Origin of the sequence: Actinomadura litoris (assembly GCF_009733595.1) — a bacterium.
Classification (GTDB): Bacteria; Actinomycetota; Actinomycetes; order Streptosporangiales; family Streptosporangiaceae; genus Spirillospora; species Spirillospora litoris.
Genome location: NZ_WOFH01000011.1, coordinates 88,858 through 110,786 on the forward strand (window position 1 = coordinate 88,858; position 21,929 = coordinate 110,786).

General features: G+C 71.1%; 26 protein-coding genes. 13 read left to right on the forward strand and 13 right to left on the reverse strand.

From position 1 onward, the window contains the following. Window positions 1-33 precede the first annotated feature (33 nt). The 3 genes from eccCa to GNZ18_RS28045 are packed head-to-tail and all read left to right on the forward strand — an operon-like array spanning window position 34 to window position 5,437. A complete protein-coding gene (gene eccCa / locus GNZ18_RS28035; protein ID WP_312874793.1) occupies window positions 34-4,029 on the forward strand; it encodes a type VII secretion protein EccCa in 3,996 nt (1,331 codons plus the stop codon). Further along, window positions 4,026-4,400, forward strand: a complete 375-nt coding sequence (locus GNZ18_RS28040) for a hypothetical protein (protein ID WP_156219561.1) — start codon at window positions 4,026-4,028, stop codon at window positions 4,398-4,400. Before eccCa ends, GNZ18_RS28040 begins: the two co-directional genes overlap by 4 nt. Next, window positions 4,397-5,437 (forward strand): DUF6177 family protein, encoded by a 1,041-nt coding sequence (locus GNZ18_RS28045; protein ID WP_156219562.1) that lies wholly within the window; start codon window positions 4,397-4,399, stop codon window positions 5,435-5,437. Before GNZ18_RS28040 ends, GNZ18_RS28045 begins: the two co-directional genes overlap by 4 nt. Here the strand turns inward: GNZ18_RS28045 and GNZ18_RS28050 are convergent, their stop codons facing one another. Together GNZ18_RS28050 and GNZ18_RS28055 are read right to left on the reverse strand one after the other, a co-directional pair. Continuing rightward, window positions 5,438-6,523, reverse strand: a complete 1,086-nt coding sequence (locus GNZ18_RS28050) for an adenosine deaminase (RefSeq protein ID WP_156219563.1) — start codon at window positions 6,521-6,523, stop codon at window positions 5,438-5,440. Between the two features lie 9 nt (window positions 6,524-6,532). Then, on the reverse strand, window positions 6,533-7,054 hold the full coding sequence (locus GNZ18_RS28055) for a GtrA family protein (RefSeq protein ID WP_156219564.1): 522 nt from the start codon (window positions 7,052-7,054) through the stop codon (window positions 6,533-6,535). Between the two features lie 327 nt (window positions 7,055-7,381). Between GNZ18_RS28055 and GNZ18_RS28060 the strand changes: the two genes are divergently transcribed. Further along, a complete protein-coding gene (locus GNZ18_RS28060; protein ID WP_156219565.1) occupies window positions 7,382-8,425 on the forward strand; it encodes a S1 family peptidase in 1,044 nt (347 codons plus the stop codon). Between the two features lie 38 nt (window positions 8,426-8,463). On the opposite strand, the gene GNZ18_RS28065 is transcribed toward GNZ18_RS28060, so the two are convergent. From GNZ18_RS28065 to GNZ18_RS28080, 4 genes are all read right to left on the reverse strand, one after another. Further along, window positions 8,464-8,820 carry a cupin domain-containing protein gene (locus GNZ18_RS28065; RefSeq protein WP_156219566.1) on the reverse strand — a complete coding sequence of 119 codons (357 nt, stop codon included), beginning with the start codon at window positions 8,818-8,820 and terminating at the stop codon, window positions 8,464-8,466. 68 nt (window positions 8,821-8,888) lie between these two features. After that, window positions 8,889-9,260 carry a bleomycin resistance protein gene (locus tag GNZ18_RS28070; RefSeq protein WP_308166094.1) on the reverse strand — a complete coding sequence of 124 codons (372 nt, stop codon included), beginning with the start codon at window positions 9,258-9,260 and terminating at the stop codon, window positions 8,889-8,891. Between the two features lie 121 nt (window positions 9,261-9,381). Next, window positions 9,382-10,242, reverse strand: a complete 861-nt coding sequence (locus GNZ18_RS28075; protein ID WP_216651469.1) for a S1 family peptidase — start codon at window positions 10,240-10,242, stop codon at window positions 9,382-9,384. Window positions 10,243-10,393: 151 nt separating this feature from the next. Then, on the reverse strand, window positions 10,394-10,723 hold the full coding sequence (locus GNZ18_RS28080; RefSeq protein WP_156219568.1) for an STAS domain-containing protein: 330 nt from the start codon (window positions 10,721-10,723) through the stop codon (window positions 10,394-10,396). Window positions 10,724-11,006: 283 nt separating this feature from the next. Here GNZ18_RS28080 and GNZ18_RS28085 point away from each other — a divergent pair, with 283 nt between their 5' ends. After that, complete coding sequence (locus tag GNZ18_RS28085; protein WP_156219569.1) at window positions 11,007-11,327, forward strand: helix-turn-helix transcriptional regulator; 321 nt, start codon at window positions 11,007-11,009, stop codon at window positions 11,325-11,327. A 52-nt stretch (window positions 11,328-11,379) separates the two neighbouring features. Here GNZ18_RS28085 and GNZ18_RS28090 read toward each other — a convergent pair whose 3' ends face one another. Continuing rightward, window positions 11,380-11,754, reverse strand: coding sequence for an avidin-fold protein (locus GNZ18_RS28090; protein ID WP_214618335.1), 375 nt, complete (start codon window positions 11,752-11,754; stop codon window positions 11,380-11,382). A gap of 154 nt (window positions 11,755-11,908) precedes the next feature. Between GNZ18_RS28090 and GNZ18_RS28095 the strand changes: the two genes are divergently transcribed. Next, complete coding sequence (locus GNZ18_RS28095; RefSeq protein WP_156219570.1) at window positions 11,909-12,181, forward strand: hypothetical protein; 273 nt, start codon at window positions 11,909-11,911, stop codon at window positions 12,179-12,181. Beyond that, complete coding sequence (locus tag GNZ18_RS28100; RefSeq protein ID WP_156219571.1) at window positions 12,178-12,447, forward strand: hypothetical protein; 270 nt, start codon at window positions 12,178-12,180, stop codon at window positions 12,445-12,447. The genes GNZ18_RS28095 and GNZ18_RS28100 overlap by 4 nt, the downstream gene beginning before the upstream one ends. On the opposite strand, the gene GNZ18_RS28105 is transcribed toward GNZ18_RS28100, so the two are convergent. Both GNZ18_RS28105 and GNZ18_RS40920 read right to left on the reverse strand, forming a co-directional pair. Continuing rightward, window positions 12,424-13,269 (reverse strand): FkbM family methyltransferase, encoded by an 846-nt coding sequence (locus GNZ18_RS28105; RefSeq protein ID WP_156219572.1) that lies wholly within the window; start codon window positions 13,267-13,269, stop codon window positions 12,424-12,426. The two genes, GNZ18_RS28100 and GNZ18_RS28105, sit on opposite strands and share 24 nt — an antisense overlap. Before the next feature lie 46 nt (window positions 13,270-13,315). Next, entirely contained in the window at window positions 13,316-14,692 is a 1,377-nt protein-coding gene (locus tag GNZ18_RS40920; RefSeq protein WP_173390904.1) for a hypothetical protein, read from the reverse strand. A 185-nt stretch (window positions 14,693-14,877) separates the two neighbouring features. Between GNZ18_RS40920 and GNZ18_RS28115 the strand changes: the two genes are divergently transcribed. Then, on the forward strand, window positions 14,878-15,792 hold the full coding sequence (locus GNZ18_RS28115) for a sigma-70 family RNA polymerase sigma factor (protein ID WP_156219573.1): 915 nt from the start codon (window positions 14,878-14,880) through the stop codon (window positions 15,790-15,792). Window positions 15,793-15,859: 67 nt separating this feature from the next. Then, window positions 15,860-16,423: a dihydrofolate reductase family protein gene (locus GNZ18_RS28120; RefSeq protein ID WP_216651470.1), complete on the forward strand. Its 564-nt coding sequence runs from the start codon at window positions 15,860-15,862 to the stop codon at window positions 16,421-16,423. Between the two features lie 52 nt (window positions 16,424-16,475). Here the strand turns inward: GNZ18_RS28120 and GNZ18_RS28125 are convergent, their stop codons facing one another. From GNZ18_RS28125 to GNZ18_RS28140, 4 genes are read right to left on the reverse strand one after another with little or no spacing between them, the layout of a single operon-like run. Continuing rightward, entirely contained in the window at window positions 16,476-16,973 is a 498-nt protein-coding gene (locus tag GNZ18_RS28125; protein WP_156219574.1) for a GNAT family N-acetyltransferase, read from the reverse strand. Continuing rightward, window positions 16,970-17,386, reverse strand: a complete 417-nt coding sequence (locus GNZ18_RS28130) for an arsenate reductase ArsC (protein WP_156219575.1) — start codon at window positions 17,384-17,386, stop codon at window positions 16,970-16,972. The genes GNZ18_RS28125 and GNZ18_RS28130 overlap by 4 nt, the downstream gene beginning before the upstream one ends. Next, window positions 17,373-18,440, reverse strand: coding sequence for an ACR3 family arsenite efflux transporter (gene arsB, locus GNZ18_RS28135; protein ID WP_281378165.1), 1,068 nt, complete (start codon window positions 18,438-18,440; stop codon window positions 17,373-17,375). The genes GNZ18_RS28130 and arsB overlap by 14 nt, the downstream gene beginning before the upstream one ends. Continuing rightward, window positions 18,437-18,802 carry an ArsR/SmtB family transcription factor gene (locus tag GNZ18_RS28140; protein ID WP_156219576.1) on the reverse strand — a complete coding sequence of 122 codons (366 nt, stop codon included), beginning with the start codon at window positions 18,800-18,802 and terminating at the stop codon, window positions 18,437-18,439. Before GNZ18_RS28140 ends, arsB begins: the two co-directional genes overlap by 4 nt. 79 nt (window positions 18,803-18,881) lie before the next feature. Here GNZ18_RS28140 and GNZ18_RS28145 point away from each other — a divergent pair, with 79 nt between their 5' ends. From GNZ18_RS28145 to GNZ18_RS28160, 4 genes are all read left to right on the forward strand, one after another. Continuing rightward, on the forward strand, window positions 18,882-19,301 hold the full coding sequence (locus tag GNZ18_RS28145) for an ArsI/CadI family heavy metal resistance metalloenzyme (protein ID WP_156219577.1): 420 nt from the start codon (window positions 18,882-18,884) through the stop codon (window positions 19,299-19,301). A 169-nt stretch (window positions 19,302-19,470) separates the two neighbouring features. Further along, window positions 19,471-19,827, forward strand: coding sequence for an effector-associated constant component EACC1 (locus GNZ18_RS28150; RefSeq protein ID WP_156219578.1), 357 nt, complete (start codon window positions 19,471-19,473; stop codon window positions 19,825-19,827). Next, window positions 19,811-21,229, forward strand: coding sequence for a caspase, EACC1-associated type (locus tag GNZ18_RS28155; protein ID WP_156219579.1), 1,419 nt, complete (start codon window positions 19,811-19,813; stop codon window positions 21,227-21,229). Before GNZ18_RS28150 ends, GNZ18_RS28155 begins: the two co-directional genes overlap by 17 nt. A gap of 177 nt (window positions 21,230-21,406) precedes the next feature. Then, the gene (locus GNZ18_RS28160) at window positions 21,407-21,847 is read left to right on the forward strand and encodes a VOC family protein (RefSeq protein WP_156219580.1); all 441 of its coding nucleotides are present in this window, start codon (window positions 21,407-21,409) and stop codon (window positions 21,845-21,847) included. Window positions 21,848-21,929: the final 82 nt, after the last annotated feature.

Sequence of the window (21,929 nt, forward strand, 5' to 3'; positions counted from 1 at the left end):
CGGGGATCGCTCGACGTAAGAGGGGTGGCAGGCGTGACGACCCGGTTGGTGCACCGGCCCGCGCGGACCGTCTACCCGAGGACCGACTCCGAACCCCGGCAGGTCGAGGCCCCTCCCACTCTCCCCGAGGCGGGCGGGACCGGCAACCAGCTCATGACGATCCTGCCGATGGTCGGCATGATGGGCTCGCTCACCATCATGACCGTCATGCGGAACCCCGCGTTCATGGCGTTCGGCGCGGTGCTGCTGGTCGTGGCGGTGCTCGGCGGCGGCGCGCTGCTGCTGTCGCGCAAGGGCCAGGTCACCCGGCAGCGCAAGAACCAGCGCGAGCGCTACCTGGAGTTCCTGGAGGAGCTGCGGGAGGAGCTGTCGGCGGAGGAGCGGGAGCACCGGACGCTGGCCCGGGTGCTCGACCCGCCGCCCGAGGCGCTGTACGACGTCGTCCGCGACCCGTCCCGGCTGTGGGAGCGGCGCCGCACGCACGACGACTTCCTGCGGGTCAGGGTCGGCACCGGCCTGATGCCCGGCCACTCGCTTGAGCTGGGCGAGCAGGGCACCGCGCTCAACCCGACCGACCCGTTCATGTCGTCGGAGGCGCGGGCGGTGATCGAGCGCTTCCGCACCGCGCCGGACATGCCGCTCACGCTGCCGCTGGACATGGCGGGCGACGTCAGCGTGATCGGCAGCCGCCCGGACGTGCTGCGGCTGGTGCGCGCGATGGCCGTCCAGCTCGTCGCCTTCCACGCCCCCGAGGACGTCGCGATCGGCGCGGCCTACGGCGGCGCCTCGCCCGACTGGGACTGGCTCAAGTGGCTGCCGCACGTGCACGACCAGCACCGGCGGGACGGCGGCGTGCCGATCCGGCTGATCGCCTCGTCCCCGCTGAGGCTGGCGGCGCTGCTGGCCGACGAGCTGCGGCGGCGCAGCGACTACGCCGCCGAGGTGCGGCGCGGGCTCGGGCGGCGCGACTCGTTCAGGATGCTGCGGCGGCTGGTGGTGTTCCAGGACACGCACGGCGAGGTGGCCGCCGACCTCGTCCGGCCGGACGAGAGCGTCCCGGTCGCCGACCTGGCCGCGACGGTCGTCCACCTGCTGTCGGACCGGACGCACGAGCCCGGCGACGTCGGCGTGCGGATCACGGTCGAGGGCGACCGGGTCCGCGTCGAGGACCTGCGCGGCCCCGAGCCGGTGGAGATGAGCGGCACGCTCGACGACGTCCCGGCCGCGATGCTGGAGGGCCTGGTCCGGATGGTCGCGCCGATGCGGCTGTCCCGCGAGTCGGTGGACGAGACCGCCGGGCAGGGCGGCGAGGTCGACTTCGCCGGGCTGCTGGGCGTGACGGACCCCGGCGACCTCGACGTCGCGCGGCTGTGGGCGCCGCGCGGCGAGCGCGCGTTCCTGCGCGTCCCGGTCGGGCTGGACGACGCGGGCCGCCCGGTGATCCTCGACCTGAAGGAGGCGGCCAGCCTCGGCATGGGCCCGCACGGGCTGTGCGTCGGCGCGACCGGATCGGGCAAGAGCGAGCTGCTGCGGACGCTGGTGCTCGCGCTCGCGGCCACGCACGGACCCGAGCAGGCGAGCATGGTGCTGGTCGACTACAAGGGCGGCGCGACGTTCGCGCCCTTCGACGGCCTGCCGCACGTCGCGGGCGTCATCACCAACCTGGAGGACGACGCCGGGCTGATCGAGCGGGTGTACGCGAGCCTGTCGGGCGAGGTGCAGCGGCGGCAGCAGGTGCTGCGCGACGCGGGCAACATCGCCAACATCGGCGACTACAACCACCAGCGCGGGCAGCGGCCCGACCTGCCGCCGCTGCCGCACCTGCTCGTGATCATCGACGAGTTCGGCGAGCTGCTCACCGCGCGCCCGGACTTCATCGAGCTGTTCCTGTCGATCGGCCGGATCGGCCGCAGCATCGGCGTCCACCTGCTGCTGTCCAGCCAGCGCATCGAGAGCGGCAAGCTGCGCGGCCTGGAGACCTACCTGTCGTACCGGATCGGGCTGCGGACGTTCTCCGAGGAGGAGAGCCGCACGGTCCTGGACTCCCCCGACGCGTTCCACCTCCCGGCGCTGCCGGGCTTCGGCTACCTCAAGGTCGACACCAGCATCTACCTGCGGTTCAAGGGCGGCTACGTGTCGGGCCCCTACCGGGGCGCGGTGGCGGCGCCGGCCGAGGGCGCCGACCGGCTTCCGGTGCGCCCGTTCACCGCCTACAACCTGGCCGGTCCGCTGGACGGCCCGGGGCGGGGCGCGGACGACGGCGAGGCCGAGCTGCCGGAGCGGACCACCGGCCCCACGATGCTCGACGTGCTGGTCGGCCAGCTCGCCCGGCACGGCCGCCCGGTGCCGATGATCTGGCTGCCGCCGCTGCCGTCCATGGCCACGCTGGACGCGGTGACCGGTCCCGTCCGGATCACCGAGCAGGGCATGCGGCTGCCCGCCGGCGGGGGGCCGCTGCGGGTGCCGATCGGCCTGCTGGACGACGCGCGCCGCCAGTGGCAGGGCGTGTGGAACCTCGACCTGACGGCGGCGGGCGGGCATGTCGCGATCATCGGCGGGCCGCAGACCGGCAAGACCACGCTGCTGCGCACGTTCGTGCTGTCGCTGGCGCTGACGCACACGCCGCGCCAGGTCGCGGTGTACGGGCTCGACCTGGTCGGCGGCGGCCTCCAGGTGCTGTCCGGGCTGCCGAACGTGGGCGGCGTCGCGGGACGCACCGACCTGGAGCGGATCCGCCGGACCGTCGAGGAGGTCCACGGGATGCTGGAGCACCGCATGGAGGTGTTCCGGCAGCACGGCATCGACGGTGTCCAGCGGCTGCGGCAGATGCACGCGGCCGGGAGCGTTCCGGAACTGCCGTGCGCGGACGTCGTCTTGGTCGTGGACGGGTTCGGCGCCATCAGGAACGACTTCGAGGAGATCGACGACATGGTCTCCGACCTGCTCCAGCGCGGCGGCGGCTACGGCATCCACATCGTCGCGGGGATGCTGCGGTGGAACGACGTGCGGATCGCCGCGCAGTCCACGTTCGGGCAGCGCGTCGAGCTGCGGCTCAACGACCCCTCCGACTCCACGGTCAGCCGCAAGCTCGCCGAGACGATCAGCGCCGAGCTGCCGGGACGCGCGCTCACCGACGCCGGGCTGTTCGGCCATGTCGCCGTGCCCGCGCTCGGCGCCGTGCCCGACCCGACCGAGCTGGGCACCGCCGCCGAGTCGGCGGTCGGGGCCGTCCGCAACGCCTGGACGGGCGAGTCCACCCCGCCCGTGCGGGTGCTGCCGCACCGGCTCGCGGCGTCCGAGCTGCCCGATCCGGAGCGCGAGCCCCGGCTGGTGCCGCTCGGGGTGGAGGAGCGCGCGCTGGAGCCGCTGCTGCTCGACCTGTTCGACGTCGACCAGAACCTCGTCGTGCTCGGCGACGGCGGCTCCGGGAAGTCCAACCTGCTGCGGCTGATCGTCCAGCAGCTCACCGCCCGGTACACGCCCGAGCAGGTGGTGTTCGCGGTGATGGACCCGCGCCGCTCGCTGCGCGACGTGGCGCCTGAGCCCTACATCGGCGGCTACGCGCCGACGCCGAGGATCTGCGCCGGGCTCGCGGGCGGCGTCGCCAAGGAGTTGCAGGAGCGCATGCCGGACGACCCGTCCGCCGTCCCCGAGGGCGCCGGGGTGAAGGGCCCGCGGATCGTCGTGCTCGCCGACGACTACGACCTGCTGACCACGGCGGGCCAGCAGCCGCTCGCCCCGTTCGTGCCGTTCGTCGCGAGCGGCCGCGACATCGGCCTGCACTTCGTCGTGGCCCGCCGCGTCGCCGGATCCTCCCGCGGCCTCTACGACCCGCTCCTCCAGGCGGTGCGGGAGAGCGGCACGGGCGCGCTGGTGATGTCCGGGGACCGGTCGGAGGGGCAGCTGTTCCCGCGCGTCTACGCCGAGTCGCTGCCGCCGGGGCGGGCGCAGTGGATCCGGCGGGGCGAGAGCGCGCGGCTCGTCCAGACCGCGCTGGCCGAGGCCCCGGTGCGCGAGGAGGCCCGATGACCTACGACATGGTGGTGCTGACGCAGCGGGCGCCCGACGTGCGGGCGATCATCGACAGCATGGTGGCGGCGGGCGAGACCCTGCGGGTGCGCGGCGGCGGCGACGGCGCCCTCATCCTGCTCCGCGACGACGAGGGATCGCCATTGGTCAGCATCGAGTCGGCGCAGCGCGTGGACGTCGAGGGCGAGGTCGGCCGCGTCCTCGGCGGCGCCGTGGACGCGGGTCTGACCGTCCCCTACTGGTGGGTGGAGGTGCGCGCCTCGGGCGGTGACCCGAGGGCGCCCGGCATCGCGCACCGGTTCGCCGACGCGATGGTGGAGCGGCTGGGCGGCGCCGTCTGGCCGCCGAACGCCCCCGAGGAGGCACCGTGACCACGACGAACACGCATGCGGCGCTCGACATCGTCACGACGCGGAGCGCCGTCGCCATCCAGGACCGCCCGCTCGTGCCGCTCTCGTCCTGGCTGACCGACGCGATGGAGAAGTGCGCGCGCGTCGACCAGGCGTTCCAGATCCTCACGCCGCACGACGCCCGGATCACCCTGCCCCTGCGGATGATGCTCGGCACCCGGCAGGCGCGGTGGGTCGTCCAGGAACCGGACGAGGGCTACTACGACGGCTTCACCGGCTTCCCCCTTGAGTGGGACGGCGCCGCGTTCGTCGTGTCGGAGAAGGCGAAGGAAGGGCCGTCCGAGACGTTCCTGCGGGAGGTTCCGGACGACGACCTCGGCCACCACCTCGTCGTGAGCCTGAACGTCGTCCACGACGCCACCTCGGGCCTGCTGCTCGGCGGCGTGATCGAGGACCTCGCCCGCGCCCTCGCCGGAACCGCGCCCCGCTGCTGGGGGACGGCCGAACCCGCGCTGTCGCGGTGGTCGCCGCCGGAGCTGACCGACCTGTGCCGCCGCCGCTCCCCCGCCTCGACGCTGCTGGTGTTCATGGGCCCGCACGGCGGGGACGTGCCGCCCTTCGGCGGGACCGTGCAGGTCTCCCGCGTGACCTCGGGGGTGAAGGAGTCGATCACGTTCGCGCTCGCCTGCCCCGCCGACCGCGAGCCGCCGCTGGAGGAACTGGAGGACCTCGCGGACCGGTACACGCGGACGGGCGTCCTGCGGACCCTCAACGTCCAGTGGACGCCCGCGCTGCGCGACCTCACCTACCCGAGCCGCGCGATCGGCGTCCCGTCCCCGCTGGCCATGGGCATCGGCCCGGAGGGCGTCGCGGAGATCGGGATCGAGCACGCGCTCTCGGCCGAGGCGACCGGCCGCCGGATCGGCGACGCCGCCTCGCCCGGCCTGTGGTTCCCGCTGGCGGGCGGCGACGACACCGCGGCCTGGACGCGGCTGCGGACGCTCATGGAGCACCTGACCGAGCCCGCCACCGGCACGGGCCGCTGGCGGACGTCCTGATCACGCGGGCGGGCGGCTCCACTTCAGCTGCGCGAACCCCGGCTTGATCACCCCGTTGATCAGTTCGAGCCGCTCGGTGAACGGCGCGAACGCCGACTTCATCGCGTTCACCGTGAACCACTGGAGGTCGTCCCACCCGTACCCGAACGCCTCGGTGAGCTTCGCGAACTCCTCCGACAGCGACGTCCCGCTCATCAGCCGGTTGTCGGTGTTCACCGTGACGCGGAAGCTCAGCCGCCGCAGCAGCCCGATCGGGTGCTCCGCGATCGACTTCGCGGCGCCGGTCTGGATGTTGGACGTCGGGCACATCTCCAGCGGGATCCGCTTGTCGCGCACGTAGTCGGCGAGCCGTCCGAGCCTCGGCTCCCCGCCGGTCACGTCGATGTCGTCGATGATCCGCACGCCGTGCCCGAGCCGGTCGGCGCCGCACCACTGGATCGCCTGCCAGATCGAGGGCAGCCCGAACCCCTCGCCCGCGTGGATCGTGAAGTGCGCGTTCTCCCGCTGGAGGTACTCGAACGCGTCCAGGTGGCGGGTCGGCGGGTACCCCGCCTCCGCGCCCGCGATGTCGAACCCGACCACGCCAGCGTCCCGGTACCGGACGGCCAACTCCGCGATCTCCTTGCTCCGCGCCTGGTGCCGCATCGCCGTGACCAGCGCCCCGACCCGGATCCCGTGGTCGGCCCGCGCCCGCGCGAACCCGTCCAGGACGGCCTCGACGACCTGCTCCAGCGTCAGCCCCTCGGTGACGTGCTGCTCGGGCGCGTACCGGACCTCCGCGTAGACGATCCCGTCCTCGGCCAGGTCCTCGGCGCACTCGTAGGCCACCCGCGTGAGCGCCTCCGCCGACTGCATCACCCCGACCGTGTGGTCGAACGTCTCCAGATACCGCTCCAGCGACCCCGAGTCGGCGGCCTCCTCGAACCAGAGCCGCAGGTTGTCCGCGTCGCCGCTGGGCAGCGCCCCGTACCCGCTCTCGCGCGCGAGGTCCACGATGGTCGCCGGACGGACCCCGCCGTCCAGATGGTCGTGCAGCAGCACCTTGGGCGCGCGCCGGATCTCATCGAGTGTGGGCCGATCGCTCATCCTTAGAAGCTACCGCCCCGACCGCCGTTCCACCTGCTCACCCGCGAGGTTCCGGCTGGAGAACACGAAACTGCGGTAGGCCCACCACCGGAACAGCATCGCCAGCAGGGTGCCGAGAATCATCCCGCTGAAGAAGTCGGAGAACTCCTGCACCCGCTGGCTCACGTGCGGCTCCGCCAGACCGAACCAGTACCGGGCCGCGTAGAGCGGGATCGCGTTGATCCCCATGGAAATGGCGTTGATCAGCACGAACAGCAGAATCTCACTGGACCGGCGCCGACCGTTGGTGACGCGAAACGCCCACCGCCTTTGCAGCACATAGGAGAGCGCGGTCGCCGCCGCCGTGGCGACCAGAAGCGCCGTCACCGGCTTGCTCTGCAAGAGGGTGAATTTGAGCGCATAGTAAATGGCGGTGGTGACGGCGTAGCAGAGGCCGCCGGTCATCCCGAACTTGAGCAGCACCCGCTGCCTGATGATGATCGGCCGCACCTGCTCGGGAATCCTCTCCAGCACGGCACTGGCGATCGTCATGCGGCAAGGCTATACGGGATCACCCCGCCCCGGGAGGACATTTCACCAAGATCCACCACCGCACCCCGCGCGACGGATACCGCCGTACGACGGCATTTCAATGCGCCTCGTGATGATCTCCCGGTGGTTGATTGATATTCAGCGTGTACTGAAATTTCAGTTGCGGCTGGAATCTGGTTACCGACAACTCCGCGAAGTACCTTCCTGTCACACGACGGCCGGCCACGAGCCCCGTACCAGCGGGTTCTCGCGGTCGGGCGCCCCCCGCAACCCCCGAACTGCCGCCGGAGCGCCAGCGGCCCGACCGGCGGCGAAAGGTGGACGAAGGTGAACCGTGGAATGCGCCTCAAATGCGCGACGATCCCCCTGCTGAGCACCGCGGCTTTGATCACGCTCCCGGCGTTCGGGACCGTTCAGGCGACGGCCCAGTCGACACAGGACGTCCAGATCCGGCAGACCGCGCTCGCCGACCGGCTGACCGGCCGGCTGGGCGACCGGCAGGCGGGCTCCTACCTCGACGGCGCGGGCGACCTCGTCGTCAACGTGACCGACGCGGCCGCCGCGCGGCAGGTCACCGGCGCCGGAGCGCGGGCGCGCGTCGTCGCCCACGGCATCCGGCCGCTGACCGGCGCGAAGGCCAGGCTCGACCGGCTCGCCGGGACGCCGGGTACGACAGGGTTGGCCTGGGGCGTGGACGTCGTCTCCAACAGCGTCGTGGTCGACGTGCCCCGCGCCGACGACGACGCCGCGACGAAGGCGTTCGTCAAGCGCGCGAGGGCGATGGGCGATCTCGTCCGGGTCCGGCGGGTGGCGGCGGCGCCGCGTCCGATGGTCGGGCCCGGCGACGCGATCCTCACCGGCGGCTCGCGCTGCTCGGTGTCGGCGATCGCCGTCGGCGGCGGCGCGGAGTTCGTCGTCACCGCCGGGCACTGCACGAGGATCAGCCCGAACTGGACGACCAAGGACGGCCAGACCCTCGGCACCCGGGAGGCCGGCAGCTTCCCGGGCGACGACTACGGCACGATCCGGGTGACCAACGGGTCGCTCCAGAACGACAACGCCCAGCTCACCTCGGTCGGACGTCCGGCGGTCGGCTCCCAGATCCAGAAGAAGGGCTCGACGACCGGCACCACCACCGGGACGATCCGCGGTTATGACCGCACGGTCAACTACCAGGAGGGCACGGTCTCCGGCCTGGTCGAGACCACCGCCTGCACCCAGCCGGGCGACAGCGGCGGCTCGCTGCAGGCCGGCACCGTCGCCGTCGGGATCGTCTCCGGCGGCACCACCGGCGCCTGCCGCGCCAACTACCAGTCGTACTTCCAGCCGTTGGACGAGGCGCTCCAGTCGCAGAGCCTCACGCTCAAGTAGTCGGGTCCGGGGCTCCCGGCGCTCCGGGAGCCCCGCGCTCAGCCGGCCTTGGCGTACTCGTCCATGCCCCCGGCGAAGTCGAACACGACGCATGCCTCGTCGCCGACGACCCAGGCGTCGTGCCCGGGTGTGACCACGAACGCGTCACCGGGACCGCCCTCCTGCTCACCGCCGTCGCGCATGCGCACCCGGAGCCTGCCCTGCACGATGTAGCCGTTGTGGTGCACCTCGCACAGCTCGGTGCCCGCGATGTCCCTGAGCGACTCCGTCCAGCGCCAGCCGGGCTCGAACGTGGCCCGCGCGAACACCAGCCCGGTCATCTGGAGGACCTCCAGATGCCCCTTCGGGAAGTCGCGCCGCTCGTCGGGCTTGTCGATGCTCTTGATCTCCAACATGATGGTCCCCCCTTTTCACCATCACCTCCCACGCTCGCACCAGGCTTGACCTGCGTCAACACACGCCATCAACCTCGTGCCCCGGCGGCCGCGGAACTGCCGACGCGCAGCAGGTTGCCGCTGCGGTCCACGAGCGCGAACTCGCGCATCCCGTAGTCGGTGTCCCGCGGCGGGACGAGCCGGCTGCCGGTGGCCACCTCGCCGGGGACGCCGATCCCGTCCCACTCCCGATGAAGGGCGTCCGCGTCATCGACGTACACGTAGCAGGCGCCGGCGGTGGTCAATGGATCGACCTCGGGATGGTGCCAGAAATGCAGCGTCACGGTCCCGCGCGCCACGATGAGGTAGCCGGCGTCCGGCCACGACCCCCGCGTCTCGAATCCCAGCCGCGTATAGAACTCCAGCGTCTCCGCCAGATCCCGACTGGGCAGAACAGGCACCGCATATTCCTCCATGCCGCAACGCTATGCCGTGCCTCCGACACGTGCGCACGCCCCGGCGCGAAGTGGCGTCGCGCCGGGACGTGGTGGTTCAGGACATGGTGGTTCAGGACGTGGTGGTTCAGGACGTGGAGGCGATGACGCCGTCGATCCATTCCTGGTGGGCGGGGACGTCGGTGTAGATGCCCATTCCGCTGCGGCAGTTCGGGGGCTCGCTGGGCTGGCCCGGGTCCGGGGGCTTGATCTCGACGCGGCTGAACGCGCCGATGAGCTTCCAGCCGGTGCCCTCCCGGCGGAGCAGCGGGCCGCCGGAGTCGCCGAAGCAGGCGCCGGCGCGGGTCTCGGGGTTGCCGGTGCAGACCTCGGAGGCCGGGTCGAGGGGCGTCACCTCGTTGGTGCAGGCGGACAACTCGCGCACGGCCGAGTCGAGTTGCTGGAGCACCGTCGGGGTGCTCTCCTCGCCGCACGTCTGGCCGGGCTCGGTGCAGCCCCATCCCAGCAGCCGGGTCGGGGTGCCGGCGGGCTGCCGGACGTCCACCGGCACCGGCGCGCCCGTGACCGGCTGGTCGAGCCTGACCAGCGCGATGTCGTGGGTCGCGGTGTCGCTCTCGGGGTGGGTGACGAGGCGCTCGACCCCGCGGACCGTTCCACCCTGGTCCTTGCGGAGGCTTCCGATGCGCAACTGAAGATCGGCGGGGTTCTTGCCCTCGACGCAGTGCCGCGCCGTGACCACCCAGTCTCCGGTGATCAGGCTGCCCCCGCAGAAGTGGCCGCCCGCGTTCTGGATGGAGGCCATGAACGAGTAGGGCTCGGTCGCGTCCGAACCACCGATGATCATGGGGGACGGGCCGGGCGAGGCCGGCGCGGCCGGCGCGGCCACGCCGAACCACAGCAGCGTCGCGGCGAGCACGGCCATGACCAGCCGGAGGGGACGAGCCGCCCCTCCGGCGGGTCTGGAAAAGCCGATCGGTCTGGACTTCACGGGTCCTCCTGGGAGGCGGGAGCCGAGGAGGTCTCGCTCGGCCCCCGCGCGTCGGGATGATCGTTCGTCCCGACGCTAGGGACCCGCGGCCCGCCGGACGATCCGGCCAGCGGGCCGAAGTGCGGTACAGCAGCCTGTACCGGGGCGCGTCTCAGCCGGTCAGGGGCTTGAGGTCCTCCCGCCGCTCCACCGTGGACCCCAGCAGGTAGCGGCTCAGCGCGCCGCGGGCGGGCGCCTCGGCGGGCGCGATGAGGTGCAGGGAGCCGCGTGCGGCGCGGACGGCGAACTGGGCCTTGTTCAGCAGGTGGGCGCCGTGGAAGTCGACCGCGTCCAGCTTCGAGAGGTCCAGCACGAGGGAGAGCGGCGGCTCCGCGAGGACGATCGTCGTCAGGATGCGCGCCTCGGCGGCGACCACCGTGTCCGCCACCAGGCGTCCCGTCAGGGTCAGGACGGTGTAGCGGCCGTAGGAGCGGGTCTCCATCCTCAACTCCCCCCGTCCAGGACGAGCAGGACCATCGATCGACGCCCCCGTCGGGGGCGGGGCGGAACATGCGAGCTGCGGCTCGTTGGAACGCACTAGCACGGGACCTCCCAGCGGTCACTGGCACGGACGGCGGCGAACACGGCAAAGATATTACCTGAAATCTTATTCGGCAAATCTATCTCGTACAATGACCCTGACCCACACCTCGCGCCCGCCGGGGAGCATCCCCCCGCTGCCCCCTCGGAGGCGCGAGGATGCGCAACGGACGAGGGGTGAGCGGATGGAGACGACACCGAGCCGGACGAACGCCAAGCCATGGACGTTCCTGACCAACCACGCGCGGGTGCTGATCCAGCTGGCCCGCGATCCCGACGCGCGCGTGCGGGACGTCGCGCACGAGATCGGGATCACCGAGCGCGCGGCGCAGCTCATCATCAGCGACCTGGAGGAGTCGGGGTACATCACCCGCACCCGGGTCGGGCGCCGCAACAGCTACACCGTCAACGCCCACCGACCCTTCCGGCATCCGACCGAGGCCGACCACGACGTGGAGGCCCTGATCGAGCTGTTCGCCGGGCAGGACGCCGCCGCCCTCGCCTAGAGGGCCGCGCTGGGCAGGACGTCCCCGCTCGGCGGGGGCGTCCTGACGGGTGTCATTCGGCGCGGGTGGCCCGGTCGGCGTGGGGCGGTTCCTCGATGGCGCTCGTGCCGGAGCCGGGACGCGACTCCCATTCCCAGGTCTCGTCGAGACGGATCCGTCCGTCCGGGAGCGTGGTGACCACCGTGACGCAGTGGCCGCTGGACGTCTCGCCCGCCGTGTTGAGCTGGCTGTAGCGGAAGTCGAGGCGGTCGCCCTCGCGCGTCCCCACCAGGAATCCGCGCCGGACTCCGCCGCCCCCGTACTCGGCCCAGACCTCGCCGTCGTGCTCGTGGTAGGTGAACTCGGTCTCGGTGCCGACCTCGCCGCCGACGGTGTCCTGGACGGCCCGGAAACGCCGTCCGTCCAGTGAGGAAGCTCCGGTGCTCATGATCATCACCGTACCGCGCGGCCCGGGGTCGAGACCGGCCATATTGATCATCAAAAGCCACCGGTTGGGTTCTGACCTGGGGTGTTAACGTGGACGGCATCAGGGTGAACGTTGAGCCGAAGGTTTCGCGGTCCGCGAATGGAGCCACCCGACAATGATGAACCGGACGCTGCGGATTCCCACCACCGCCGCCGAGGTCCAGAAAGCCGTCGACCACGCGGCATCGGGAGAGATAGTCCTGCTGGAGGACGGCGGGCACGTACTGGCCGCCGTCGTCTCCCCCGAGGTGGCCGCTGCCGGAGCGGACGCGCTGAGCGCGGCGGAGGACGCCGCCGACCGCCTGCTCGGAGCGCGGCTCATCGCCGAGCTTGAAGCGGGAATGGAAACGACGCGGCTGAACGACCTGCGCCGTGAACTCGCGCGATGAGCGGATACCACGAGATCCTCCTCGCGGCCTCGGCGGTGCAGACCGTCCGCGCCATTCACCGCGACGATCCGGGCTCCGCCGAGTTCGTTCTCAACTCGCTGGAATACCTCTCGACGGACGTCGACTCCGGGGCCCTCCGCACGATCGACAAGGAGGCGGGGCTGCTCACCACGACGATCGGTGACTTCGACGCATTGTGCTGGCTTCGCCAAGACGAGATGAGCATCATCGTCCTGGCCGTCTCACGGCGTCGTCACCCAGCGTGAGGCGGCGTCCTTGTTGACGTGCTCGGCGAAGTCGAGGAACTCCTGTGCGCGCCCCGCGCCGACCGGCTCGGCGTAGATGTAGGGGCACATGTCCGAGTCCGTCAGCTTCGAGCGCTGGTAGAGCGAGAACTCCCGCCACGTGTAGCCGTGCCGCGCGAGTTCCCGGGCGACCTCGTCCTTGATGTGCGCGCCGTACATCGGGTCGTGCATCTCGATGAGCAGCGCCGGACGGTGCTCGCGTACCGTCGCCGCCGCGCCCGCGAGCGCCTTTCCCTCGTGGCCCTCGATGTCGATCTTGATGAACCCGATCGGTCCGTTGACCCCGGACGCGATGAGGTCGATCGGAACCGCCTCCACCTCACCGAGAAACGCGCCGTATCCGTCTCCGCCGTTGTACAACGCGGAGATCTTGCAGTCCGCGGGCGGGCGTGCGGGTTCACCGGTGGCCAGCGACCGCGTACAGGCGCCGGCGGGCATGTTGAACGGGTCCCAGAGCCGGACCGTCGTTCGGGTCTCGTAGACCGCCAAGGGGCGAACGTCGATATTGCCGATCCCGTTGAGCCGGATATTCGCACGCAACGTGCGCAGGGCGTCCGGGTTCGGCTCGATCGCGACGACCGTCGCGAACGCGCCGGCCATCCGGAGGGCGAAATGGCCGACGTGGGCGCCCGCGTCGATGAACACCGAGCCGGGCTCGGCGAACGACCGGAGGAGCCGCCAGATGTCCTGCTCGTGGGGGCCGGGGCCGATGCGGTCGCCGCTTCCGGGCCGGACCGTCCAGGTGAGCCCGTCGCACTCCACGAGCGAAGGCGCCGCGGCCATCAGCACCTCCGGAGACAGGCGGCGGAGCACGCGAACCCCGGTGCGCTCACGGGCCCTCGATGGCTCGCGTGTCGGACGATATCCAGCCCCGGTGCGGATAGTAGTTCTTCAACTCCCGCATACGCTCCGACTCCGCGAAGAACACGAATTCGAGGTTCACGCGCTGGAGCATCCCGCGCTTGGTCTCCTCGCTCAGCCCGCTCCCGACGAACGGCACCGAACTGATCGCCACCTCGGTCAGCGTCGACAGCCCGGTCGAGGCGAACCGTTCGGCCATCCGCGCCATCTTCGGCATCTTCCGGCGGAGGAAGATGCCGAGCCTGGTGGAGCGCACGGTCAGGTGCGGGCGCGTCGTCCGGATGTGCTCGCAGATGTTCTGCCAGTAGTCGGCGGCGCAGTCGGCCAGGGCGGTGCCCAGCGCGTCGTCCACATGCCGGGCGTCGGGGACTTCGAGGTAGGACTGGATCTCGAAGAGCTCCCTGGCCTTCTCGCGCAGTTCCAGGATCTCGTCGAGGCGGAGCATGGCGAGAAGGTCGGGCGGCGGCCCTTCGACCATGCGATAGGCCGCCTCCATCAACTCGCCCGCCTCCACCCGGGGATCGGCCTGCTCCTGGGCGAGCCCGCCATTGGCGAGAACGGCCTCGGCGAGCCCCGCGCCCTGTTCGGAATCCCAGTCCGACCCGAGGACCCGCGCGTTGAACGCGTTCGCGTGCGCGGTCTCGTCGAACAGGCCATGGATCTGGATCAGCGGGCTGCTGACCGGGAGCCCGGAATCGTGCAGGAGAGCGAAGATCGGCGTATGCGAGAACCACGGCCTGGAGATGATCTCGTCGTAGCGCCGCCGCAACTCGATCGGCTGCCGCGCCAGAAGCCCGGCCAGCACCGAGTCCGATGAGTTCGCCGCGTCCCGCACCTGGCGGATGAACTCGTTCTTGGTCCGCATGTATTCGTAGCGGGCGACGACGGCGCCGTCGGCGGAGATGACCCCGTCGAGTTCCTCCAGCATCCTGCCGCGCGCGTCGGAGACCGGGGAGATGACCCAGCCCTTGCCGTCCGGCCTGTTGCGCTTCCAGCTGTCCAGGACCTCGGTCAGGGAATTGCACGGGTCCAGCCGGTCCTCTTCGGTGAGGTAGTTGTGCTCCCGGAGGCCGACCACCACGACGCCCGCCGCGATGAGTTCGCGGAGCAGCCGGTAGAAGTTGCTCTCCCGCAGATCGAACCTGCCGAAGTCGCCCACGACCCGCGGATTGTCGACGAGTTGGGTGTCATGCACGTAGACGCGCTCGTTGAAGAGCGCCCCGAACACGAGCAGGGCCCGAAGCTGAACGGTCGAGCTGATTCCGGCCCAGATCGGCTCCAGCGCGGCGAACTGTGCGGTGGGAGGCAGGGCGTTGGCGGTGCGTGAGCCGTCGTGCCTCGTCAATTCGAGATACCACCCTCGGAATGCGACCGTTCTCTGCCGGGACGGTGAACGACCCCCGATTCCGGCGGCGCCGACCCTCGTCCAAGCGAAGCACATTCGCCCACCGCAGGGAAGGCGGAAGCCGGACGGGCCGGGCCGACGTCCCTCACCTGCGACGCGACTCCGCCGTGGGCCATGATGGGGGAATGGATTTCGAGCCCTACCGGGGCGAGCTGGTCGCGCACTGCTACCGGATGACGGGCTCCTTCCACGAGGCGGAGGACATCGTCCAGGAGACGATGCTGCGGGCGTGGAAGGCCCGCGACCGGTACGACGCGGCGCGCGCCTCCGTCCGCACCTGGTTGTACCGGATCGCGACCAACGCGTGCCTGACGGCGCTGGAGGGACGGAGACGGCGCCCGCTGCCGTCCGGGCTCGGGGCGCCGAGCGATGATCCCGGGGCGGCCCTCACACCGGCGCTCGACATCCCCTGGCTCCAGCCGTTCCCCGACGCGCGCTTCGACACCGGCATGCGGGCCGACCTGCGGCTCGCCCTGGTGGCGGCGCTGCAGGTGCTCCCGCCGCGCCAGCGGGCCGTGCTCGTCCTGCGCGACGTCCTGGACTTCCGCGCGGCCGAGGTCGCGGAGCAGTTGGAGACCACGGTCCCGGCCGTCAACAGCACCCTGCAACGCGCCCGCGTCGCGCTCGCCGACGCGGCCGACCTGGACGAGGTCGCCGAGCCGGACGACCCCGAGGTCCAGGCGGTGATCCAGCGGTACGTGCTGGCGTTCGAGGCGGCCGACGTCCCGGGCCTGGTGCGGCTCCTCACCGACGACGCCGTCATGGAGATGCCGCCGGTGCCGCTCTGGTACCGGGGCGGCCGCGACTACGGCCTGTTCATGGACCGCGTGTTCGAGATATGGGGCCCCGGCTGGCGCATGCGGCAACTGACCGCCAACGGGCAACCGGCGCTCGCCGCATACGCGCCGACCCCCGACGGCGAACTCCGGATGCACACCTTGCAGGTCTTCACGGTCGTCGACGGCCGGGTCGCCCGCAACGTCGTGTTCTCCGATCCGGACGTGTTCCAGGCGTTCGCCCTGCCCGAGAGGATTTTCTAGCGGGACGCGATGAGTCCGGCCGACGCCGCCGGTATGTACGGCGAGCATCGACCGGAAGGACACCATCGTGAGCACCATCGTCATCGCGTTCACCACCCTGGACGGGATCGTCACCGACCCGGACGGCGCCGACGGGACACCCACCGGCGGCTGGGCGTTCCGGCACGGCCCGGGAACAGCCGACGGGGACAAGTTCCTCCTCGGAAGCACGCTGGACGACGGCGTCCTGCTCCTGGGACGCAGGACCTGGCACCTGTTCGCGCGGCTCTGGCCGGGACGCGACGACCCGTTCTCGCAACGCATGAACGCCGCCGCGAAACTCGTCGCCTCCCGTTCGCTGCCCGACGCGTCCGCCTGGCAGAACTCGCGGCTCATCGAGGGCGACCTCATCGACGCGGTCAAGCGCGAGAAGCGCGACGTGATCGTCGCCGGCAGCCTGAGCGTCGTCCGCGCCCTGATGGCCGCGGACCTGGTCGACGAGTACCGCCTGCTGGTCTTCCCGACGATCCTCGGCACCGGCGACCGCCTCTTCCCCGCCGACGGCCCGACCGCGTACCTCGACTGCGAGTCGTCCGAACAGATCGGCGCCGCCGTCCTCACGTGCTACACGAGGACGCCCGAGGCCGGGTGATCCGCCGGACGAACGGCCCGGAGGCGGCGTGGAGCACCGGAACCCCCCGGCCTCATGTCCGGCCGGCGACGGGGCTGCGGCGTTCGATCAGGACGACGTCCCGCCAGCGGCCATGGTGGCGGCCGATGCGCTCGCGGGTGCCGATGACGCGGAATCCGACCTTGGCGTGCAGGGCGAGGCTGGCGGCGTTCTCGGGGAAGACCCCGGACTGGACGGTCCAGATCCCGGCGCCGTCGGTGGAGGCCAGCAGCGCGCGCAGAAGGAGGAGGCCCACGCCGCGTCCTTGGGCGTCGGGGTGGACGTAGACGGAGTGCTCGACGACTCCGGCGTAGGCGCACCGGTCGGAGACCGCGCTGACCGCCGCCCACCCGAGCACCCGTCCGCCGTCGAGGGCGACCAGGCGGTGCTCGCGGAGCCGGGACGCGTCGAACCGCTGCCAGGTGGGGGCGGTGGTCTCGAAGGTGGCGTCGCCGCCGTCGATCCCCGTCTGGTAGACGGCCAGGACCTCGTCGGCGTGCTCGCGTCCCATGGGCACGACACCGGGGCTCATGCGGGCTCCGGGACGCCGAGCTCTCCGATCAGACCCCGCACCCGCCTCTCGATCTCGTCCCGCACGGGGCGGACGGCCTCGATGCCCCGCCCCGCGGGGTCGGCCACAGGCCAATCGAGGTAGCGCTTGCCGGGAAAGACCGGACAGGTGTCGCCGCACCCCATGGTGACGCACACGTCGCTGGCCCGGACGGCGTCCGCGGTGAGGATCTTGGGGATCTCGGCGGAGACGTCGATGCCGACCTCGGCCATCGCGTCCACGACGACCGGGTTCACCTCCTCCGCCGGGACCGATCCCGCCGAGCGCACCTCCACGGCGTCCCCCGCCATGCGGGTGAGGAAGGCGGCGGCCATCTGGGAGCGCCCCGCGTTGTGGACACACACGAACAGGACGCTGGGCTTACCGGGTGGCATGGGAAAGGATCCCTTCGGATGCGAAACGGTCGCGGCGAGCGAGGGCGAGGTAGACCAGCCCGACAAGCACGGGGACCTCGATGAGGGGTCCGACGACTCCGGCGAGGGCCTGCCCGGACGCGGCGCCGAAGGTCGCGATGGCGACGGCGATGGCGAGTTCGAAGTTGTTGCCCGCCGCCGTGAACGCCAGCGTGGTCGTCCGCTCGTAGGTGAGCCCGATGGCCTTGCCGAACGCGAACGCCCCGAACCAGACGAGCGCGAAGTAGGCGAGCAGCGGCAGCGCGATGCGCGCGACGTCCCACGGATGGGAGGTGATCGTCTCGCCCTGGAGCGCGAACAGCACGACGATCGTGAACAGCAGCCCGTACAGCGCCCACGGACCGATCACCGGCAGCACCCGCGTCTCGTACGCCTCACGCCCGAGGCGCCGTTCGCCGAAGTGCCGCGTGAGGAATCCGGCGACGAGCGGGATGCCGAGGAACACCGCGACGCTCGCGGCGATGTGCCAGGCCGGGACGTCGAGCGCCGCCCCGTCGCCGAGGCCGAGCCAGCCGGGCAGGAGATCGAGGTAGAACCAGCCGAGCAGGCCGAACGCGAGCACCTGGAACACCGAGTTCAGCGCGACGAGGACGGCGGCGGCCTCCCGGTCCCCGCAGGCCAGGTCGTTCCAGATGATCACCATGGCGATACAGCGGGCCAGCCCGACGATGATCAGCCCCGTCCGGTACTCGGGCTGGTCGGGCAGCGCCAGCCAGGCGAGCGCGAACATCACGGCCGGACCCGCCACCCAGTTCACCACCAGCGAGGACACCATGAGCCTGCGGTCGCCGGTCACCGCGTCCAGCCGGTCGTAGCGGACCTTCGCCAGCACCGGATACATCATGACCAGCAGGCCGAGCGCGATGGGAAGTGAGATCCCGCCGGTCTCGACCTTCGCCAGGGCGTCGCCGAGGCCGGGGACGAGCCGTCCGAGGCCGAGACCGGCGGCCATCGCGAGCCCGATCCACACCGCCAGGTACCGGTCGGTGAACGACAGCCGCGCCGCGCCGCTCAACGGACGCCGGACCGGGTGAGGATCGCCGCGAGCCGATCGGTCGTCTCCTGGACGAGCCGGTAGTACACCCAGGTGCCGCGCCGCTCCCCCTCGATCAGCCCCGCCTCGCGCAGGAGCTTGAGGTGGTGGGAGATCGTCGGCTGCGACACCTCGAACGCGGGGGTCAGGTCGCACACGCACACCTCACCGCCCGCCCGCGAGGCGATCATCGACAGCAGTTGCAGCCGCACCGGATCGCCGAGCGCCTTGAAGACCCGCGCCAACTCACCCGCCTCGTCGGCGGCCAGCGGCGCGGTCAGCAGGCCGGGGCAGCAGCCCGCCACGCCGTCCTGGCCGAGCACCTGGAGCGCTTGATTCGACATGCTTCTATATTGACATCCCTCGAATCAGATGGCAACGATAGATAGAGGAACATCGATACAAGCCGGTGAGGAGACCATCATGTCCCGTGTCCAGCTCGCCCTACGCGTCGCCGACCTCGAAGGATCGATCGCGTTCTACTCCAAGCTGTTCGGCGCCGAGCCCGCCAAGGTCCGGCCCGGCTACGCCAACTTCGCCATCGCCGAGCCCCCGCTCAAGCTCGTCCTCCTGGAGGGCGAGACCGGCGACCCGACCCGGCTGGACCACCTCGGTGTCGAGGTCGAGACCACCGACCAGGTCGCCGCCGCGACCACCCGCCTGACCGACGCCGGGCTGGCGACGTTCGAGGAGAATGACACCTCCTGCTGCTACGCCCTTCAGGACAAGGTGTGGGTCACCGCCCCGGGCACCGAGCCCTGGGAGGTCTACACGGTCAAGGCCGACGCGGACGTCCTCAACAAGAACGGCACCGCCACCCTCGACGGCTGCTCCTGCGGCTGACCCGGTGAACGTCCTCGCGCGGTGACCGCGCGTTGATCCCGGCCGTCCGAAACCGGACCTTGGCACTCCCCGGCCAATTCGGCGCACGGCATCCGCATTCCTGAGATGCTGCGAACGGCGCGACGGGGAGCATACCGAGTGCGAACTCGGGCGGCCGGGTTGGGGATGTATGGATCTTCAGATCAGGGTCACCGGCGGTGACGAGGCCGGTGAACGCGCCCGCCTCCTGGAGTGGTTGCGCGCCGACCGGCGGCTGGCCGGGCATGTCCGCGTCCAGCGGCGGCCACCTGGGGCAGAGGAACTGGGCGGGACGCTGGACGCGGTCATGGTCGCGGTCGGCTCCGGCGGCGTGTCCGCCGTGCTGGCGCAGACCCTCCCGGCCTGGATTCAAAGCCGCCGCCCGAAAGTGAAGTTCACCCTCACCACCGAGACCGGAGACCGCTTGGAACTGGAGACCGCGGACGCCGCCGAGGCTCCGCGTCTCATCGCGGAACTGCTGCGGCACCACCATGGCGCGTCCGACTGAGCCGCGCACCGATCTGGCCGACTCCCGCGCCCTTCTGATCGGCACGTCCCATTTCCACGACGACGGGTTCACCGGTGTTCCCGCCGCGGCCAACAGCGTGGCGGGCATGTACGAAATGCTCACCGACCCGGCCCGCGGCGGCTGGCCGCGCGACCAGGTGACCACCATCACCAATCCCCACGGCGCCGCATGGCTGGTCCAGCGGATCCGGCGCATGACCGAGACCACGACCGGCGCCTTCCTGCTCTACTACGTCGGCCACGGCGTCATCAGCGAACGCGGGAACCTCACCCTCACCCTGACCGACACCACCGCCACCGACCCCGACCTGACCGGCGTCGAATTCGACCACATCCAACGCGCGCTGGGTACGAGCCCCGCCCGCGTCTCGGTCGTCATCCTGGACTGCTGCTATTCAGGCCGGGCCATCAGCGCGCTGAGCGCCCTGGACACCGTCGCCGACAGCACGAGCATCGAAGGCGTCTACACGCTGACCGCCGCCGAGGGCCCCGCCCATGTCGTCCCCTTCCACCAGCAGCGCTCCAGCGGCACGTCCTTCACCCAGGAACTGCTGGACCTCATCAACGAAGGACTGCCGGACGGCCCCGAACTCCTCACCTTCCACAGCCTCTACGGCCCCCTGGCCCACCGCCTGCACCGCCGCGGGCTGCCCCGCCCCAACCAGCGCGGGACCGACACCGTCCACCACTTCGGCCTGTCCCGCAACACCGCCTACGGCCGGCTCCCCCGGCCCCGAGACGACGATCCGGTGCTCAACTCCGGCTCTGGCGGGATGGCCCCTCGCCCGATCACCACCCCCTCCCCGGCGCCCTCCGGAACCAGCACACCGGTCTTCAGCAGCCGCATCCGGGCCGGCAAGGTACTGACCTCCCGGTTGGGGGCCCAGCACCTGGCCTTCACGCTTCTCGCGCCCTCGGTCTTCCTGCCTTACGCGACGGAATCCACTTCCCAGACCTCGATCGTGCCCCTGATCATCATCGGAGCGATCCTCGGGACCGTTCTAGCGCTTTTCGTCATCATCCTGGTGCAGTTCTGCATGACATTGGCCGAACTGGTTCGCCCCCGCCGTCTGAACATCGGCCCCGAAGGGGTCTCCATCGTGTGGGGATCGCGCCGGGCGAACTACACCTGGGACGAGATCGCCACGTTGGAAGTGGCGAACACGGGCCGCGAACGGCCGACCCTGATGCTATGGAGAAAGCCGACCCCGTGGGGTCGCCCCGCTCACCGGACACCGCGGCTGGGCCACTCCCCTCGACGCCCGCCCTGGGAAGACCGCGCGACCGGCTGGATCCGCATCTGCTACCTCGACCAACTACAACGCGGCCGCGAACTAGAAGAACTGTTGCCAGGACGGGCGCCATGGACTCGGTCGAACTAGGACCTCGATCCCCGCGCCCTCGCACAAAGGAACCACCATGCACCTCACCCTGGTCGTGATCGTCGCCGTCATCGTGATGATCCTCGTCCTGCTGGGCACGCTCGTGGCCTGGCTGTCGCACCGACGCTGACCGCCACGCGCACCCGTCGGTCCACCCGCAGCCACTACGCTCGGCGCATGGCGATCCAGCGGATGGACAACGTGCTCATCGTTGTCGAAGACCTAGAGGCCGTTATCGCGTTCTTCGTCGAACTCGGCCTGGAACTGCAAGGCAAGGGCCCCCTTGAGGGACGCTGGGTGGAACGTGTCATCGGCGTGGACGACGTCCGGCAGGACATCGCGATGCTGCGAACCCCGGACGGCAGCAGCGGAATCGAGCTCGCGCGCTTCCACCAACCGGCGGCGATCAGGCAGGAGCCCCAGAACGCGCCGGCGAACACACTGGGCATCCGCCGCGTCATGTTCGCCGTCGACGACATCGAGGACGTGGTCGCCCGCCTCAAGTCCCGCGGCGCCGAACTCGTCGGCGAGATCGTCCGCTTCGAGGACGCCTACCTGCTCTGCTACGTCCGCGGACCCGAAGGCATCGTCGTCGGCCTGGCCGAGCCGCTCAGCTGATCCAGGTCGGCCGCCTCCACCAGTCGGCGGCACCCACACGCGAAGTGCGGGCACCACGCGTCCTCATCGCCCTAGGAGGAGA